Genomic DNA, 17694 nt, shown 5'->3' on the forward strand with positions numbered 1-17694 from the left:
TTAGAGGTGATGCTTGTAGGTGTCGTAGTCGGCGTCGGGTTCGCCGGTCGGCCGGAAGTGATCGATGTTGTCGATGCCCAGGCCCCATTCCTCCTGCGGCCTCCACACCGCCTCCACGCGCATCCCCATCCGGACCTCGGCCGCGTCGATCTCGGTGACCAGGTGCAGGAACGGGATATCGGCGCCGTCGAGCAGCACGTAGGCCGCCACGTACGGCGGTTTGATGCGCTGTCCGGCGAACGGGATGTTGATGATCGCGAACGTGGTCACGGTGCCCTTGTCGGGCAGTTCGAGGAACTGGTCGAGTTCGCGACCCGTCGCCGGGTCGGCCTCCTTGGGCGGGAAATACACCTTGCCGTCGTCGCCCGTGCGGCCGCCCAGCAGCTTGCCCTGTTCGAGGGCGCGCAGGAACCTGCTCTCCGGGCGGGACGCGGTGTGCTGGATCTCGATCGTGCTGGGCACCACGAGCATGGTCACCGGATCGCGGTCGTCGCCGGTCTCGGGGACGTCCTCGGCCTGGTCGCCGAGCGCGAAGTACGCGATGTCGGTGATCGCGCCGACCGGCTCGTCGACCCAGTGCACGTGCACGCGCGCCCCGGTGCTGATGCCCGAAGGGCCAGCAGCTCCGACATCGACGGCGTGCAGCAGCGCGGTGTCGGCGCCGTCCAGCTTGATCAGGGCCCACGCGAATGCGCGGTCCAGCGGCTGGCCCTCGAGAGGCTCGGGCTGCCACGTCCACGACACCACGGTGCCGACGCTGGCCACCGGTACGATCTCGGTCAGCTGTTCGTAGGTGACGGGGTCGTATTCGGCCGGGGGGACGTGCACCCGGCCGTCGGATCCCCGGGTGCCCACGACGCGGCGCTCACGAAGTGCGGTGAAGAACTGGCTGAGGATCGGCCCGACCGAACGGGTGTAGTCGAAGGACAGTTTCAACGGTGCGGACAGCGGAGGCTCATGGTCCGCGATCTGCGCCGGGCTGCTCTGGCTGGCGGTCACAGCATCGAGTAGAACAGGTTCTAACCTTCGTTCGCAAGGACGGGTCGCAACACGAAAGGCAATCTCATGAAGCTGGGCCTGCAGTTGGGTTACTGGGGTGCGCACGCACCCTCCAATCACGCCGAACTGGTGGCGGCCGCCGAGGACGCCGGGTTCGACACCGTCTTCACCGCCGAGGCCTGGGGATCGGACGCCTACACGCCGCTGGCGTGGTGGGGCCGCGAGACCAGCCGGCTGCGTCTGGGCACGTCCGTCGTGCAGTTGTCGGCGCGCACGCCCACGGCCTGTGCGATGGCCGCGCTGACGCTGGACCACCTCTCGGGCGGGCGGCACATCCTGGGTCTGGGCGTCTCGGGCCCGCAGGTGGTGGAGGGCTGGTACGGCCAGAAGTTCCCGAAGCCGTTGGCCCGCACGCGTGAGTACATCGACATCATCCGCCAGGTCTGGGCCCGCGAAGCGCCCGTGACGAGCGCGGGTCCGCACTATCCGCTCCCGCTGTCGGGGGAGGGCACCACCGGTCTGGGCAAGGCGCTCAAGCCGATCACGCATCCGCTTCGCGCCGACATTCCGATCATGCTGGGCGCTGAGGGGCCCAAGAACGTGGCGTTGGCCGCGGAGATCTGCGACGGGTGGCTGCCGATCTTCTACTCGCCGCGGTTGGCGCCGATGTACAACGAATGGCTCGACGAGGGCTTCGCCCGCCCGGGCGCGCGTCGTTCGCGTGAGGACTTCGAGATCTGCGCGACGGCCCAGGTGGTCGTCACCGAGGACCGTCCGGCCGTGTTGGAGCTGATCAAGCCGCACCTGGCGCTCTACATGGGCGGTATGGGCGCCGAAGACACCAACTTCCACGCCGACGTCTACCGCCGGATGGGCTACTCCGAGGTGGTCGACGACGTCACCAAGCTCTTCCGGGCGGGCCGCAAGGACGAGGCGGCCAAGGTCATCCCCGACGAACTCGTCGACGACGCCGCGATCGTCGGCGATGTGGACTACGTCCGTAAGCAGATCGCCGCCTGGGAAGCCGCTGGAGTGACCATGATGGTGGTCGGGGCTCGCTCAACCGAGCAGATCCGCGACCTCGTCGCGTTGATGTAACGACAGACTGGACACTTGTTGCGCACTGTCTAGAACGCGTTCTAGATTGGCGTGATGCCGGACACATCGCAACACACGATCCAGGGCACCGTGCTGACGATGCCGGTGCGGATCCGCAGGGCCGACAACCACGTGGCGGTGTTCACCGTGCCGTTGGAGGCCGCGCAGAAGATGATCGATTACAGCGGGCTGGAGGCGTACCCGTTTCTGCCCGGCAAGGCCGTCGTGATGCTGATGCTGGTGCGCTACCACGACGGAGACCTCGGTAAGTACCACGAGTTCGGCACCGCCGTGATGGTCAATCCGCGCGGTGCGCGCCTCAAGGGACCCGCGGCGTTCGGGTCCGCGGCCGCGTTCATCCACCATCTGCCGGTGAATCAGGGGTTCACGCTCGAGGCCGGTCGGTCGATCTGGGGATTCCCGAAGATCATGGCCGACTTCACGGTGCGTGAGGACCGCGGGTTCGACTTCGACGTCTCGGAGAACGGCCAGCTGATCGCCGGGATCGAGTTTGGGGCCGGACTGCCGCTGCCGTCGCGGTTGACGTCCGCGCCGCGGACCATGACGCAGTACAGCCACCTCGACGGTGTCACGCGCGAAATCGTTTCGGAGATGCGTAATTCCGGTATGCGGGTGCGCCTCGGTGGAGCGCGGCTGCGGCTCGGCAGCCACCCCTACGCAGACGAACTCCGCGCGCTTGGCCTGCCCAAGCGCGCGTTCGCCACGCAATCGTCGGCCAACGTCGAGATGACCTTCGGCGACGCCACCGAGATCACGAGGGAGTCCAACAACTCATGACGGTAACCGTTCTCGATGTGGACCTGACCGACGGAAACTTCTATGCCAGCGGTGAGGCACGCGACGCCTACAAGTGGATGCGGGCCAACCAGCCGGTGTTCCGGGATCGCAACGGATTGGCCGCGGCCGCCAGCTATCAAGCCGTTCTCGACGCCGAGCGCAACCCCGAACTGTTCTCCAGCACAGGCGGTATCCGGCCGGATCAGCCCGGTATGCCCTACATGATCGACATGGACGACCCCGCGCACGTGCTGCGGCGCAAGCTGGTCAACGCCGGGTTCACCCGCAAGCGCGTCATGGACCGGTTGCCGTCGATCGAGCAGTTGTGCGACACCCTGATCGACGGGGTGATCGAACGGGGCGAATGCGACTATGTCCGCAGCATCGCCGCACCGCTGCCCATGGCCGTGATCGGAGACATGCTCGGGGTGCGGCCCGAGGAACGCGACATGCTGCTCAAGTGGTCCGACGATCTGGTGTGCGGGCTGAGTTCGCACCTCGACGAGTCGGCTGTGCAGTCGCTCATGGAGACCTTCGCGGCCTACACGGCGTTCACCATGGACGTCATCGCCAAGCGGCGCGCCGAGCCCACCGACGACCTCTTCTCGGTGCTGGTGAACTCTGAGGTCGAGGGTTCGCGGATGTCCGACGACGAGATCGTCATGGAGACCCTGCTGCTCCTGATCGGCGGCGACGAGACCACGCGGCACACCCTGTCCGGTGGCACCGAACAGCTTCTGCGGCACCGCGATCAGTGGGACAGCCTGGTGGCCGATCCGTCCCTGCTCCCCGGCGCGATCGAGGAGATGCTGCGCTGGACCTCGCCCGTGAAGAACATGTGCCGGACCCTGACCGCCGACACCGAGTTCCACGGCACGTCGCTGAAGGCCGGCGAGAAGATCATGCTGATGTTCGAGTCGGCGAACTTCGACGAGTCGGTGTTCGGTGATCCCGACGAGTTCCGCATCGATCGGAATCCGAACAGCCACTTGGCCTTCGGCTTCGGAACGCATTTCTGTCTGGGCAACCAGCTGGCCCGGCTGGAGCTGCGGATCATGCTCGAGCATGTGCTGCGGCGGATGCCGGACCTGCGGCTGGTCGATGAGGATCGCCTGCCGCTGCGGCCCGCGAACTTCGTCAGCGGGCTTGAGGAGATGCCGGTGGTCTTCACCCCGGGGGTTCTTTCTTAGCTCTCCCGTCGCCTTAGCTCTCCCGTCGCCACGGGTCGTCCCCGGCTGGCCCCCTCCCGTCGCTTGGCAACCCTCCCGGCGTCAAACTGTGCGAAATTGCAGGCCTTTCAACGAAAAAGCCTACAATTCCGCACATTTCACCACGTCTTGGGGCATCCCCGCGAGATCAGCGCCGCACCCACGCGATCGTAGAGCCACTCCACGCGGTTGTGCAGGATCCCGGCATTGACTCGGACGTCGATCCAGCCGAGCTCCGGCAGATACCCGTACCTCTCGATGTCCCTGCGGCGCTGCCGGGGGTCGGTCCAGTGGTGCGCACCGTCGAAGTCGACCCCCACCTGGTACTCACGCCAGCCCATGTCGAGGACCGCGAAGATCTCGCCGTGCTCATCGAGCACCACGATCTGCGTCTCCGGTTTGGGAAAGCCGCGCTGCACCAGCAGGTACCGAGTCAGCGACTCATAGGGTGACTCGGCGCCGCCGTCGACCAGCGGCAGGGTCGTACACAGTTTGCCCAAGCCCCATGCGCGGGGGTGCGCGGCGATCAGCGGTTCGATGTCCTCGGCCTTGACCTGCGTGGCGTTCATGAGGGCGTCGATCCGCTGCACAGCGGCGACCCCCTTGAGGCGACGGCCGAGGTCGAATACGGTGCGCTCTGGCGTGGTGAGTCGCATGCCGGCCCTCCGGGCGACCTCGCCCGGCAGCAGAGTGTCGGTGTGCACCACCAGTCCTGCGGGTGCGCGACGGTTGGTGTGTGCGAGTTCGGCGGGTTCGGATGCGTCGATCCACTTGGCGCCGTGCATCGCGGAGGCGGACAGGCCCGCGAGTACGCCTTTTCGGCGCGACCACTGCCACGCTGCTTCGGCTCGCAGTCATTGCGACGTCGCGGCCCACCCACACGCCCGGGTACACCGGCACGTGCCGTCGGTGCAGGCCGTCACGGTTGACAAGGCCAGCGGCCACGGCCTCGGAGGCGCGAAAGGGCCGATTGAACTGCTGCATGCCCGCACTGTGTCAGCCCCGGCGGAATCCGGCCGACCGCCATCCACAGGCGGGCAAAATGTGCGGAATTGCAGGCTTTTTCGACGAAAAGCCTGCAATTCCGCACAAGACTGGGGGTGGCAGGGAAAGCCCCTACTTCATCTTGAAGTTCGGCGCCCGCTTCTCCTTGAACGCCAACGGGCCCTCCTTGGCGTCATCGGACAGGAACACCGGGATGCCGTTGGCGGTGTCGGGCTTGAACGCCTCGTTCTCGTGCATGCCCTCGGTCTCGCGAATGGTCTTCAGGATCGCCTGCACGGCCAGCGGACCGTTGTTGTTGATCACCTCGGCGATCTCCAGCGCCTTGTCCAACGCCGAACCGTCGGGCACCACATAGCCGATCAGGCCGTACGACAGCGCCTCGGCCGCGGTGATGTGCCGTCCGGTGAGCAGCAGATCGCACGCGATCGTGTAGGGAATCTGACGCACCAGGCGCACCGCCGACCCGCCCATCGGGTACAGGCTCCACTTGGCTTCGGAGATGCCGAACTTGGCGCTCTCACCGGCGATGCGGATGTCGGTGCCCTGCAGGATCTCGGTGCCGCCTGCGATCGCCGGACCCTCGACGGCCGCGATCAGCGGCTTGGTCAGGCGCCGGCCCTTGAGCAGACCGTCGATGCGCGACGGGTCGTAGCTGCCGTCCTTGAACGAATCTCCCGGCGGCTTCTTGGTCGCGGACTTGAGGTCCATGCCCGCGCAGAAGTAGCCGCCGGCCCCGGTCAGGATGCAGGTCCGGATGTCCGGATCGTTGTCGACGCGGTCCCACGCCTCGACCATGATCGAGAGCATCTCAGTCGAGAGAGCGTTACGGGCCTCCGGCCGGTTCAACGTGACGATCAGGGTGTGTCCACGCTGTTCAACGAGGGCGTCGGGTCCTTTTTCAGGCTCGCTCACCGGGGCCCACCTTCCTGCATCATTGCCAGAAACTTGTCACGAAATGTAACACGTTCTAGTTTAGGGCCATGGCCTTGAACATCGCGGATCTCGCCGAGCATGCCATCGATGCCGTGCCGGACCGTGTCGCACTCATCTGCGGCGACCAGAAGCTGACCTATGCCGAACTCGAGGAGAAAGCCAACCGCCTGGCGCACTACCTCATCGACCAGGGCGTCAAGAAGGACGACAAAGTCGGCCTGTACTGCCGAAACCGCATCGAGATCGTCGTCGCGATGCTCGGCATCGTCAAAGCCGGCGCGATCCTCGTCAACGTCAACTTCCGCTACGTCGAGGGCGAGCTGAAGTACCTGTTCGAGAACTCCGACATGGTCGCGCTGGTGCATGAGCGGCGCTACGCCGACCGCGTGACCAACGTGCTCCCGGAGACTCCGAACATCAAGACCGTCCTGGTGGTCGAGGACGGCTCCGACGACGACTACCAGCGCTACGGCGGTGTCGAGTTCGAGGCCGCGCTGGCGCAGGCCTCGCCGGACCGCGACTTCGGCCCGCGCAGCGAGGACGACATCTACCTGCTCTACACCGGTGGCACCACGGGCTTCCCCAAGGGCGTCATGTGGCGCCATGAGGACATCTACCGAGTCCTGTTCGGCGGCACCGACTTTGCGACGGGCGAGCCGATCGCCGACGAGTACGGACTGGCCAAGCAGGCCAAGGAGAACGCGCCGATGGTGCGTCTGCCGATCCCGCCGATGATCCACGGTGCCACGCAGTCGGCCACCTGGATGGCGCTGTTCTCCGGCCAGACCGTCGTGCTCGCACCGGAGTTCGACGCCGATCAGGTGTGGCGGATGATCCACGAGCACAAGGTGAACCTGCTGTTCTTCACCGGTGACGCGATGGCCCGCCCGCTTCTGGACGCCCTTCTGGCACATCAGGACGCCGGTAACGAGTACGACCTGTCGTCGCTGTTCCTGCTCGCCAGCACGGCCGCGCTGTTCTCCACGAGCCTCAAGGAGAAGTTCCTCGAACTGCTGCCCAACCGCATCATCACCGACTCGATCGGATCGTCGGAGACGGGATTCGGCGGCACCAGCATCGTGGCCAAGGGCGAGTCGCACACCGGCGGTCCCCGTGTCACGATCGACAAGAACACCGTCGTGCTCGACGAGGACGGCAACGAGGTCAAGCCTGGTTCCGGGGTGCGCGGCATCATCGCCAAGCGCGGCCACATTCCCGTCGGCTACTACAAGGACGAGAAGAAGACCGCCGAGACGTTCCAGACGATCAACGGCGTGCGCTACGCGATCCCGGGCGACTACGCCGAGGTCGAGGCCGACGGCAGCGTGACGATGCTCGGCCGCGGATCGGTGTCGATCAACAGCGGCGGCGAGAAGATCTACCCCGAAGAGGTCGAGGCCGCGCTCAAGGGCCACCCCGACGTGTTCGACGCACTGGTCGTCGGCGTGCCCGACGAGCGGTTCGGCCAACATGTCGCCGCCGTCGTGCAACCGCGTGAGGGCACCCGCCCGACGCTCGCCGAACTCGATGCCTTCGCCCGTACTCAGATCGCGGGATACAAAGTGCCGCGCAGCCTTTGGCTGGTCGACGAGGTCAAGCGGTCACCCGCGGGCAAGCCCGACTACCGATGGGCCAAGGACACCACCGAGGAGCGGACCGCAGACGAAGTGCATGCCAACCACGTGGGAGCCAAAGCCTGATGAAAACAGAACTGACGGAAAGGTTCGGGATCGAATACCCGATCTTCGTCTTCACGCCGTCGGAGAAGGTCGCGGCCGCGGTCAGCAAGGCCGGTGGACTGGGCGTGCTCGGCTGCGTCCGGTTCAACGACGCGGACGACCTCGAAGAGGTCCTGCAGTGGATGGACGCCAACACCGACGGTAAGCCGTACGGCGTCGACATCGTGATGCCCGCCAAGGTGCCCACCGAGGGCACGGCCGTCGACATCAACAAGCTGGTCCCGCAGACTCACCGCGACTTCGTCGCCAAGACGCTCGCCGACCTCGGTGTGCCACCCCTGGCCGAGGACGAGGCCCGCAACGAGGGCGTCCTGGGCTGGCTGCACTCGGTGGCGCGCAGCCACGTCGACGTCGCGCTCAAGCACCCGATCAAGCTCATCGCCAACGCGCTGGGTTCACCGCCCAAGGACGTCATCGACCAGGCACACCAGGCCGGTGTCCCGGTGGCGGCGCTCGCGGGCAGCGCCAAACACGCTCTGCGCCATGTGGAGAACGGTGTCGACATCGTCGTCGCGCAGGGGCATGAGGCCGGCGGACACACTGGCGAGATCGGTTCCATGGTGCTGTGGCCCGAGATCGTCGACGCGCTCGACGGCAAGGCCCCCGTGCTGGCCGCGGGTGGCATCGGCACGGGCCGCCAGGTCGCCGCGGCGCTCGCGCTGGGCGCGCAGGGCGTCTGGATGGGCTCGGCGTTCCTGACGTCGGCCGAGTACGACCTGGGCGTGCGGTTGGACTCCGGTCGCTCGGTGGTGCAGGAGGCCATGCTCAACGCCACGTCGGCCGACACCGTGCGCCGTCGCATCTACACCGGCAAGCCCGCGCGCCTGCTCAAGAGTCGCTGGACCGACGCGTGGGACGCCGAGGGCGCACCCGAACCGCTGCCCATGCCGCTGCAGAACATCCTGGTCAGCGAGGCCCATCAGCGGATGAGCGAGTCGAAGGACCCGACCGCGGTGGCCATGCCGGTCGGACAGATCGTCGGCCGGATGAACGAGATTCGCCCCGTCGCCGACATCATCGCCGAACTGGTGAGCGGTTTCGAGGACGCCACCAAGCGCCTCGACGGCATCCGCGAGAGCTGACCCGCCTCCTGCGCTCCGCCGAGACTGCTGTGAATGCGAAATAACTCTCGGAATTTCGCATTCGCAGCAGTTTCGCGGCCAGGGGAGGGTGGTGAGGGGACAGGATGGGGACTGTGAACGGTGCCCAAGCCCTCCTCGCCAGTCTGCTGAACCACGACGTCGACGTCTGCTTCGCCAATCCGGGCACCTCGGAGATGCACTTCGTGGCCGCCCTCGACCGGGTGCCCGCGATGCGCGGTGTGCTCGGCCTCTTCGAGGGCGTGGCCACCGGCGCCGCCGACGGCTACGCGCGGATGGCCGACAAACCCGCGGCGGTCCTGCTGCATCTCGGCCCAGGACTCGGCAACGGCCTGGCCAACCTGCACAACGCGCGGCGCGCGCACGTCCCGATGGTCGTAGTCGTCGGAGACCACGCGACCCACCACAAGAAGTACGACGCACCACTGGAATCCGACATTGACGCAGTGGCGGGCACGGTTTCGGGCTGGGTCCGTCGAACGCAACGCGTCGCCGACGTCGGCGTCGACGCTGCGGCCGCCATCGAGGCCAGCCGCAATGGAGAGATCGCCACGCTGATCCTGCCCGCCGACGTGTCGTGGTCCGAGGGCGGCGACCCCGCAGAACCCGGCCCGGTCTCGTCGGATCCGCAGGTCGACACCGATGCCGTGCGCGCCGCCGCGAAGGCGCTTCGGTCTGGGGATCCCACAGTCATCCTGATCGGCGGCGACGCCACGCGCGCGTCAGGTCTGTCGGCCGCGGTGCGCATCGCCGAGCGCACCGGTGCCCGTGTGCTGTGCGAGACATTCCCGACGAGGCTGGAGCGCGGCGCGGGTGTGCCGGCCGTCGACCGGCTCGCCTACTTCGCCGAGGCTGCCGAGGCGCAACTGGCGGGCACACAGCATCTGATCCTGGCCGGCGCCCGATCGCCGGTGTCCTTCTTCGCCTATCCGGGTAAGCGCAGCGACCTGGTGCCCGACGGCTGCGCCCCGCTCACCCTGGCAGGCCACCGGGGCGCCGCCGAGGCACTCGAACTCCTCGCCGACGAACTCGCTCCAGACACCACCGCCGCCCTCGCGCCTGCGGCGCGCCCGGAGCTGCCGACGGGACCGTTGACCGCGGTGTCCGTGGCCGCGGCTGTGGGTGCGATGCTGCCGGAGGGGACGGTCATCGTCGACGAATCCAACACCGCGGGTGTGATGTTGGCGGCCAGCACTGCCGGGGCGCCGGCGCACGACGTGCTGACGCTGACCGGTGGCGCCATCGGCTACGGAATGCCCGCGGCCATCGGCGCCGCGATCGCCGCCCCGGACCGGCCCATCCTGTCGCTGCAGGCCGACGGTTCGGCGATGTACACGGTGTCGGCGCTGTGGACCCAGGCCCGGGAGAACCTGAACGTGACGACCGTGATCCTCAACAACGGCGCCTATGACATCCTGCGCATCGAACTGCAGCGCGTGGGCGCCGAGAATGCCGACACACCCGGCCCGCGCGCACTCGATCTTCTCGACTTGGGCCGTCCGGCAATTGATTTCGTCAAGATCGCCGAGGGCATGGGAGTCCCGGCCCGGCGCGTCACCACGGCCGAGGACCTGACCGCTGCGCTCGCCGAGGCCTTCGCCGAAACCGGACCGCACCTGATCGAGGCCGTCATCCCGTCGATCGTCGGGTGAAACCCAGCACCTGATTGACGCGATGGGCCGAAACTACTCGGCCTTCTGGACAAGCCTTGTTCTGGGCGCCACCGAGAAGCGCGTCATCTCCGTCGGGTGATCGGGTACACCGGGTCGGGACATGAGGTGGCCTCGGCCGCCAACTGTCGTTTGAGCACCTTGAAGGTTTCGGTGCGGGGCAGTGCGGAGCTGACCCTGACGAACGACGGCCACTGCTTGGGGCCGAGATCGGTCTGCGCACTGAGGAACTCGTGGAACTCGCCGATGTCGAAGGGTGCCCCGTCGGCCAGCACGAGGGCCGCCATCACCTGATCACCCACGGCCGGATCGGGGATCGGGTACACGGCCACTTCGGTCACCCCGGAGAACCGCAGCAGGATGCGTTCGATGGGCGCGGTGCCGAGGTTCTCGCCGTCTACGCGCATCCAATCACCAAGGCGGCCCGCGAAGTGGGCGAACCCGTTCTCGTCGCGGTAGGCCAGGTCGCCGCTGTGGTACACGCCGCCGCGAAGGCGCTCGGCCTCGGCGTCGGGATCGTTGTAGTAGCCGCGGAACTGGCCACGCCCCGTGGTGTTCACCAGTTCACCGACCAGGCCGGGCGGGCAGGGCTTCCCCGTGTCGACGTCGATGATGTCGACACCGTTAACCAGTGGGCCGAGCGCACCCTCCGGGGTGTCTGGTGTGCGCGCGATCGCGACGCCACCCTCGCTGGATCCGAAGCCGTCGACCACCTGGACTCCGAAGCGTTCGGCGAACCGGGTCAAATCACGCGGCGCACCCTCGTTGCCGTACGCGACGCGCAGGGGGTTGTCGGCGTCATCGGGTTGTGGCGGGGTCGCCAGAACGTAGGACAGCGGCTTGCCGACATAGTTGGCATACGTCGCACCGAAGCGACGAACATCGGGGAAGAACTGCGATGCGGAGAATCTGCGCCGCAGGGCAATTGACGCGCCAGCCGCCACGGCTGGACCCCAGCCGGCCATGATCGCGTTGGAGTGGAACAGCGGCATCGACAGGTAACAGGTGTCGGCCGGGCCCAGACCGAATCTCTCCGCCAGCATGATTCCGGGGAACGCCACCTTCTCGTGCGTGCACCGCACGGCCTTCGGGTCGCCGCTCGTGCCGGAGGTGAAGATCAGCATGAACAGGTCGTCAGGATCGGCGGTGCGGAACGTGACGTCGGCGTCTCGGTGGCGGGCGAGTTCGGCGGCGAACGCGTCGGATTCCACATCCACCGTGTCGATCCCGACACCCGCCTCGGGCGCGCTGCTGTCGGCGAGCACCAGTTGGCAGTCGGCCAAGTCGGCGTCACGCTGCAGTGCGGCACCGCGGCGGGTGGGGTTCAGGCCCACCGGCACGATGCCCGACAACGCTGCAGCGACCAGCACGGTGCTGAAGAACGGTGTGTTGCCGAGCAGCACTCCCACATGCGGGGGTTGGGCGGGGTCGAGTCGATCCCGCAGCGTCGCCGCAAGTGCGGCGCCGTCCCGAATGTGGTTGCGCCAACTGACGAACGAGGTGCCGGCCTGCGGATCGTCCCCGGAGTACACGCCGCGGTCGTCGACCTCGGCCAGTGCGGACAGCAGGCGTGAGACGGTCGGGTCAGCCACAGGTCAGACGGGTGTGTCGGCCAGGTCGCGGCCGATGGCCAGCAGTTGACCAGTCGCGCTGCCGAGCGCGAACTCGGTCTGCTTGGCGGCCAGGAAGTACCGGTGGATCGGGTGGTCCATGTCGATTCCCACGCCGCCGTGCACGTGCACTGCGGTGTGAGCGACCCGATGCCCGGCCTCGGCGGCCCAGAACGCGGCGGTCCGCACGTCGACGTCGGCAGGCAGGTCCTCCGAGAGTCGCCAGGCGGCCTGGGTGAGAGTCAGTCGCAGGCCCTTGATGTCGATGTAACCGTCGGCCAGGCGTGCGGACACGGCCTGGAAGCTGCCGATGGGACGGTCGAACTGTTCGCGCTCCCGGGCGTAGATCGAGGTGAGTTCGAGTGCGCGGTCCAAGACTCCGAGTTGGCGGGCCGACAGCGCGAGCAGGTGCCGGGTGGTCAGCCACGCCAGCACCGCGCCGCCCTGCTCGACGGAGCCCACCAGGCGGTCGGGCCCGACGGCCACGTCCTGCAGTTCCACATGACCGACGCTGCCGTGTCCTGTGGTGTCCAAGGTGGACACCGTGACCCCGGCATCGTCCTTGGTCACCACGAACACCGCTGTCCCCGAACCGGTCTCGGCGGGCACCAGGAACGCGTCGGCGAGGGGTGCGAACGCGACCTGGGTGCGGCTCCCGGTCAGGCGGTGGCCGGTACCGTCTTCAGCGGCCCGCACGGGCCCCTCGCCCATCACCCCGACGAGCGCGGGGGTCAACACTTTGGTTCCGGCGACCGCGGGTTTGCCCCAGTCCTCCTGCAGCGCCTGCGCACCGAATTCGGCCAGCGCGCCCGCCGCGACCACCACGGACTCGAGGTAGGGGACGGCGCCCAGTTGACGGCCCAGTGCCTCGAGCACCGCGGTCTGCTCCAGCACTCCGTAACCGCCTCCGCCGAGCACCTCCGGCGCTGCGGCCGACAGCACGTCGGCGTCGATCAGCTTGCTCCACAGTGTCTCGTCGAAACGCTGTGGGAGTCCGTCGAGTTCACGCTGGCGCTCAGGTGTGCACACCGACTCGGTGATGGTGCGGACCAGTCCGCCGAGGTCGCCGGACGCTTCAGTGGTTGAAAAATCCATGAAAGTTCCCGTCTCCCTCAGCGGTTCACGCGGGGCAGGCCGAGTGCGACCATGCCGATGATGTCTCGTTGGATCTCGTTGGTGCCGCCGCCGAAGGTGAGGATCAGGCACGACCGGTGCATGCGCTCGATGCGGCCGCGCAGGAGTGCTCCGGGCGAGTTGGGACGCAGTGTGGCGGCGGTGCCCAGCACCTCCATCAGCAGCCGGTAGGCCTCAGTCGCCAGTTCGGTGCCGAACACCTTGGCGGCCGAGGCGTCGGCCGGCGAGGGAGCGGTGTGCTCCGCAGAGGCGAGTTCCCAGTTGATCAGCTTGAGCACTTCGGCCTTGGCGTGCACCCGCGCCAGGTTCAGCTGCACCCACTCGGAGTCGATGAGCCGATTGCCGTGTGCGTCCTTGGTGTTCTGTGCCCAGTCGCGGACACCGTCCAGCGCAACGAAGATCGGCTGCGCCGACACCAGCGCGACGCGCTCGTGGTTCAACTGGTTCGTGACGAGCTTCCAGCCCGCGTTCTCCTCGCCCACGAGGTTGGTCACGGGCACGCGCACGTCCTGGTAGTAGGTGGCGCTGGTGTCGACACCGGACATGGTGTGCACCGGAGTCCAGGAGAAGCCCTCGGCCGTGGTGGGCACGATCAGCATCGAGATGCCGCGGTGCTTCTTGGCTTCGGGATTGGTGCGGACGGCCAGCCATACGTAGTCGGCGTAGGCGATCAGGCTGGTCCACATCTTCTGGCCATTGATGACGTAGTCGTCGCCGTCGCGGACGGCCGTCGTGCGCAGCGCCGCCAAGTCGGTGCCCGCGCCGGGCTCCGAGTATCCAATGGAGAAGTGCAGGTCACCCGCGGCGATCTTGGGCAGGAAGAACTTCTTCTGTTCGTCGGTGCCGTACGCCATGATCGTGGGCGCCACGCTGTTGATGGTCAGGAAGGGCACCGGCACATTGGCGATCGCGGCCTCGTCGTTGAAGATCAGCCCGTCCATCGGGGGACGAGCCTGTCCGCCGAACTCCTTGGGCCACGACAGGGTCAGCCAGCCGTCCTTGCCCATCTGGGCAACGGTCTCGCGATAGACGTTGCCGCGCCCGACTTCGCCGTCGTTGGAGGCCAGCGCCTCGGCCCGCTCCGGAGTCATGAGCTTGGTGAAGTAGGCGCGCAGCTCGCGGCGCAGCTCCTCCTGCTCTGGGGTGTAGCCGATCCGCATCGAACGTCCTCACTTCTCCGGTGCTGTTCTGCGATCTGTGCGGGACTCTGCTCGCCCCATGCACCAACCTCGTTGTAACACGTTCTAGTCTTGGGGTCCAGAACGGTGCAACACTGGCTTGACACGGCAGACGTCCTATTCTGTTGGCCAGCCCTGTCGGCGGCTGGTCCGTCGGCGCCGTGAAGTGCGGGAGGAGAGTGCTCATGCGAGTCGAAGTTGACCGCGATCGCTGTGAAGGCAACGCGGTATGCGTGGGAATCGCGCCAGACCTGTTCGACCTCGACGACGACGATTACGCCGTGATGAAGGTCGATGTCGTGCCCGCCGATCAGGAGGGCCTGGCCGAGCAGGCGATCGCCGAATGCCCCCGCGCCGCCCTGAACCGCCGAGACTAGAGGTATTCATAAGTGACATCGAATGTAAAGCAGGATCAGGGTGCCCTCGATCTGTCGGGGAAGGTCGCGGTCGTCACCGGCGCCGCGGCAGGCCTGGGTCGGGCTGAGGCCGTCGGCCTTGCCCGCGCCGGCGCGACGGTGGTGGTCAACGACATCGCCAAGGCACTCGACGCCTCCGACGTGATCGACGAGATCATCGCCGCGGGAGGCAAGGGTGTGGCCGTCGCCGGCGACATCAGTGCGCGCTCGACGGCCGACGAACTGGTCGCCACCGCCGACGGACTCGGCGGTCTGCACATCGTCGTGAACAACGCGGGCATCACCCGGGACCGGATGCTGTTCAACATGTCCGACGAGGACTTCGACTCGGTCATCGCGGTGCATCTGCGCGGTCACTTCCTGCTGACGCGCAACGCCGCGACCTACTGGCGGGACAAGGCCAAAGAGGGCGACGGGACCGTCTACGGACGTCTGGTCAACACGTCGTCTGAGGCGGGACTGGGTGGCCCGCCCGGTCAGGCCAACTACGGCGCAGCCAAGGCCGGCATCACGGCTCTCACGGTGTCGGCCGCCCGCGGGCTCGCCCGCTACGGCGTGCGGGCGAATGCGATCTGCCCTCGGGCGCGCACGCCCATGACCGCAGAGACGTTCGGGTCGGCTCCGGAACTGGCCGAGGGTGAGGTGGACAGCCTGTCACCCGAGCATGTCGTGACGCTGGTGCACTACCTGGCCTCTCCTGCGGCCGAGGCCGTCAACGGCCAGGTGTTCATCGTCTATGGGCCGTCGGTGGCGCTGGTGGCGCCGCCGGTAGTCGAGGAGAGGTTCGACGCCGAGGGCGGCGCGTGGGACCCCGCAGCGTTGGGTTCGGCCGTGGGCTCCTACTTTGCCGATCGGGATCCGTCGCGGATGTTTTCCGCAGTCGGGCTTCTCGATAATTGACGGCTCCTAAAGGGGTTGCGGGCGCCCGGCGAGACTAGAACACGTTCTAAGGTGATCTAGGTCACACATGCCTTGACCTGGACAGATATATCGTTCCTGTCTCATCTCTGCGTTCTTTGACACTGGGAACGTGTTCTAGTTTAATATGGGCGATCTCACAGGTTCGAAGGTCGAATCGGGTGAGAAAGCACCGCGAGCAGCAGTCAGCAAATACTTCGCCAAGGCAACAATTACGCGGCAAGAGTTCGTACATCTGCACTACGCCGGACGAGAAGGGGACCGAGGTTGATCGAACAGCTCGCGGTTCCGGCTCGGGCCGTGGGCGGCTTCTTCGAGATGTCGATCGACACCTTCCGGGCGATGTTCGCGCGACCCTTTCAGTTTCGCGAGTTCCTCGACCAGACCTGGATGATTGCCCGCGTCTCGCTGATCCCGACGCTGCTGGTCTCGATTCCGTTCACCGTGCTGGTCGCATTCACGCTGAACATCCTGTTGCGCGAGATCGGCGCCGCCGACCTGTCCGGCGCGGGCACCGCATTCGGCACCGTCACCCAGTTGGGCCCCGTGGTCACGGTGCTCGTGGTGGCCGGCGCCGGCGCGACGGCCATCTGTGCCGATCTGGGCGCCCGCACCATCCGCGAAGAGATCGACGCGTTGCGCGTGCTCGGCATCGATCCGATCCAGCGACTCGTCGTGCCCCGGGTGCTCGCCTCGACGTTCGTCGCGCTGCTCCTCAACGGCCTGGTGTGCGCAATCGGCATCGCCGGTGGCTACGTGTTCTCAGTCTTCCTGCAGGGCGTCAACCCCGGCGCATTCATCAACGGCCTCACCGTGCTCACCGGCCTGCCGGAACTGCTGCTCGCTGAGGTCAAGGCCCTGCTGTTCGGTGTGGTCGCCGGCCTCGTCGGCTGCTATCGCGGGCTGACCGTGCAGGGTGGCCCCAAGGGTGTGGGCGTGGCGGTCAACGAAACCGTGGTCTACGCCTTTATCTGCCTGTTCGTCATCAACGTCATCATGACCGCGATCGGCGTGAGGGTGTTGGAGCGATGAGCGGCTTCAGCAGTTACGACGCCACACTGCGCCTGCGCCGTTTCGTCGCGGGGCTGCCCCGGGTGGTCGACGGGTTCGGCGAGCAGGCGCTGTTCTACGGCGAGTCGGTGCGCTACATCCCGAACGCGCTGAGGAAGTACCGCCGCGAGACCGTCCGCCTCATCGCCGAGATGACCATGGGCACCGGCGCGCTGGCGATCATCGGTGGCACCGTGGGTGTCGCGGCGTTCCTGACGCTGGCCTCCGGTGGTGTCATCGCGGTGCAGGGTTACTCGTCGCTGGGCAACATCGGCATCGAGGCCCTGACCGGATTCCTCTCAGCGTTCCTGAACGTGCGTGTGGTTGCGCCGATCGTCGCCGGGATCGCCCTGGCCGCCACGATCGGTGCCGGAACCACGGCCCAGTTGGGCGCGATGCGAGTGGCCGAGGAGATCGACGCAGTCGAGTCGATGGCCGTGCACTCGGTGTCCTATCTGGTGTCCACGCGCCTGATGGCCGGCCTGATCGCGATCATCCCGCTGTACTCGCTGTCGGTGCTGGCGGCGTTCTTCGCGGCCCGGTTCACCACAGTCTTCATCAACGGTCAGTCGGCGGGCCTCTACGACCACTACTTCAACACCTTCCTGGTGCCCAGTGACCTGCTGTGGTCGTTCCTGCAGGCGATCGTGATGTCTATCGCGGTCATGCTCGTGCACACCTACTACGGCTACAACGCCTCCGGCGGACCGGTCGGCGTGGGCATCGCGGTCGGCAACGCGGTGCGCACCTCGTTGATCGTGGTCGTCGTCATCACGCTGTTCATCTCACTCGCCGTGTACGGCGGGTCCGGCAACTTCAACCTCTCCGGGTAGCGCGA

General features: G+C 67.0%; 16 protein-coding genes. 10 read left to right on the forward strand and 6 right to left on the reverse strand.

Annotated features, from left to right (window positions below):
* Entirely contained in the window at positions 1-999 is a 999-nt protein-coding gene (locus G6N34_RS00810; protein ID WP_085153594.1) for a Zn-ribbon domain-containing OB-fold protein, read from the reverse strand.
* Between the two features lie 66 nt (positions 1000-1065).
* Between G6N34_RS00810 and G6N34_RS00815 the strand changes: the two genes are divergently transcribed.
* From G6N34_RS00815 to G6N34_RS00825, 3 genes are read left to right on the forward strand one after another with little or no spacing between them, the layout of a single operon-like run.
* Positions 1066-2097, forward strand: coding sequence for an LLM class F420-dependent oxidoreductase (locus tag G6N34_RS00815; protein ID WP_085153592.1), 1032 nt, complete (start codon positions 1066-1068; stop codon positions 2095-2097).
* Positions 2098-2151: 54 nt separating this feature from the next.
* Positions 2152-2895, forward strand: a complete 744-nt coding sequence (locus G6N34_RS00820) for an acetoacetate decarboxylase family protein (protein ID WP_085153590.1) — start codon at positions 2152-2154, stop codon at positions 2893-2895.
* The gene (locus tag G6N34_RS00825; protein ID WP_085153588.1) at positions 2892-4085 is read left to right on the forward strand and encodes a cytochrome P450; all 1194 of its coding nucleotides are present in this window, start codon (positions 2892-2894) and stop codon (positions 4083-4085) included. Before G6N34_RS00820 ends, G6N34_RS00825 begins: the two co-directional genes overlap by 4 nt.
* Before the next feature lie 137 nt (positions 4086-4222).
* Here G6N34_RS00825 and G6N34_RS00830 read toward each other — a convergent pair whose 3' ends face one another.
* Both G6N34_RS00830 and G6N34_RS00835 read right to left on the reverse strand, forming a co-directional pair.
* Positions 4223-4888 carry a type IV toxin-antitoxin system AbiEi family antitoxin gene (locus tag G6N34_RS00830; protein ID WP_234812978.1) on the reverse strand — a complete coding sequence of 222 codons (666 nt, stop codon included), beginning with the start codon at positions 4886-4888 and terminating at the stop codon, positions 4223-4225.
* Positions 4889-5219: 331 nt separating this feature from the next.
* Positions 5220-6020, reverse strand: coding sequence for a crotonase/enoyl-CoA hydratase family protein (locus G6N34_RS00835; RefSeq protein WP_085153586.1), 801 nt, complete (start codon positions 6018-6020; stop codon positions 5220-5222).
* Positions 6021-6088: 68 nt separating this feature from the next.
* On the opposite strand from G6N34_RS00835, the gene G6N34_RS00840 reads away from it, so the two are divergent.
* The 3 genes from G6N34_RS00840 to G6N34_RS00850 all read left to right on the forward strand — a co-directional run bounded on the left by G6N34_RS00840 (position 6089) and on the right by G6N34_RS00850 (position 10532).
* Positions 6089-7741, forward strand: coding sequence for a medium/long-chain-fatty-acid--CoA/3-oxocholest-4-en-26-oate--CoA ligase (locus G6N34_RS00840; protein WP_085153584.1), 1653 nt, complete (start codon positions 6089-6091; stop codon positions 7739-7741).
* Positions 7741-8862: an NAD(P)H-dependent flavin oxidoreductase gene (locus G6N34_RS00845; protein WP_085153582.1), complete on the forward strand. Its 1122-nt coding sequence runs from the start codon at positions 7741-7743 to the stop codon at positions 8860-8862. Before G6N34_RS00840 ends, G6N34_RS00845 begins: the two co-directional genes overlap by 1 nt.
* Before the next feature lie 113 nt (positions 8863-8975).
* Positions 8976-10532: an acetolactate synthase large subunit gene (locus G6N34_RS00850; protein WP_085153580.1), complete on the forward strand. Its 1557-nt coding sequence runs from the start codon at positions 8976-8978 to the stop codon at positions 10530-10532.
* Between the two features lie 83 nt (positions 10533-10615).
* Here G6N34_RS00850 and fadD17 read toward each other — a convergent pair whose 3' ends face one another.
* The 3 genes from fadD17 to G6N34_RS00865 are packed head-to-tail and all read right to left on the reverse strand — an operon-like array spanning position 10616 to position 14454.
* A complete protein-coding gene (fadD17, locus tag G6N34_RS00855) occupies positions 10616-12142 on the reverse strand; it encodes a long-chain-fatty-acid--CoA ligase FadD17 (protein ID WP_085153578.1) in 1527 nt (508 codons plus the stop codon).
* 3 nt (positions 12143-12145) lie between these two features.
* Complete coding sequence (locus tag G6N34_RS00860; protein ID WP_085153576.1) at positions 12146-13255, reverse strand: acyl-CoA dehydrogenase family protein; 1110 nt, start codon at positions 13253-13255, stop codon at positions 12146-12148.
* A 17-nt stretch (positions 13256-13272) separates the two neighbouring features.
* On the reverse strand, positions 13273-14454 hold the full coding sequence (locus tag G6N34_RS00865; RefSeq protein ID WP_085153574.1) for an acyl-CoA dehydrogenase family protein: 1182 nt from the start codon (positions 14452-14454) through the stop codon (positions 13273-13275).
* A gap of 203 nt (positions 14455-14657) precedes the next feature.
* Between G6N34_RS00865 and G6N34_RS00870 the strand changes: the two genes are divergently transcribed.
* The 4 genes from G6N34_RS00870 (at position 14658) to G6N34_RS00885 (ending at position 17689) form a co-directional block, all read left to right on the forward strand.
* Positions 14658-14849, forward strand: a complete 192-nt coding sequence (locus G6N34_RS00870; RefSeq protein WP_085153572.1) for a ferredoxin — start codon at positions 14658-14660, stop codon at positions 14847-14849.
* Positions 14850-14861: 12 nt separating this feature from the next.
* Positions 14862-15788, forward strand: a complete 927-nt coding sequence (locus tag G6N34_RS00875) for a 3-oxoacyl-ACP reductase (protein WP_085153570.1) — start codon at positions 14862-14864, stop codon at positions 15786-15788.
* A 285-nt stretch (positions 15789-16073) separates the two neighbouring features.
* The gene (locus tag G6N34_RS00880) at positions 16074-16838 is read left to right on the forward strand and encodes an MlaE family ABC transporter permease (RefSeq protein WP_085153568.1); all 765 of its coding nucleotides are present in this window, start codon (positions 16074-16076) and stop codon (positions 16836-16838) included.
* A complete protein-coding gene (locus G6N34_RS00885) occupies positions 16835-17689 on the forward strand; it encodes an MlaE family ABC transporter permease (RefSeq protein WP_085153566.1) in 855 nt (284 codons plus the stop codon). The genes G6N34_RS00880 and G6N34_RS00885 overlap by 4 nt, the downstream gene beginning before the upstream one ends.
* Positions 17690-17694: the final 5 nt, after the last annotated feature.

The sequence above is a fragment of the Mycolicibacterium confluentis genome (genome assembly GCF_010729895.1).
Classification (GTDB): domain Bacteria; phylum Actinomycetota; class Actinomycetes; order Mycobacteriales; family Mycobacteriaceae; genus Mycobacterium; species Mycobacterium confluentis.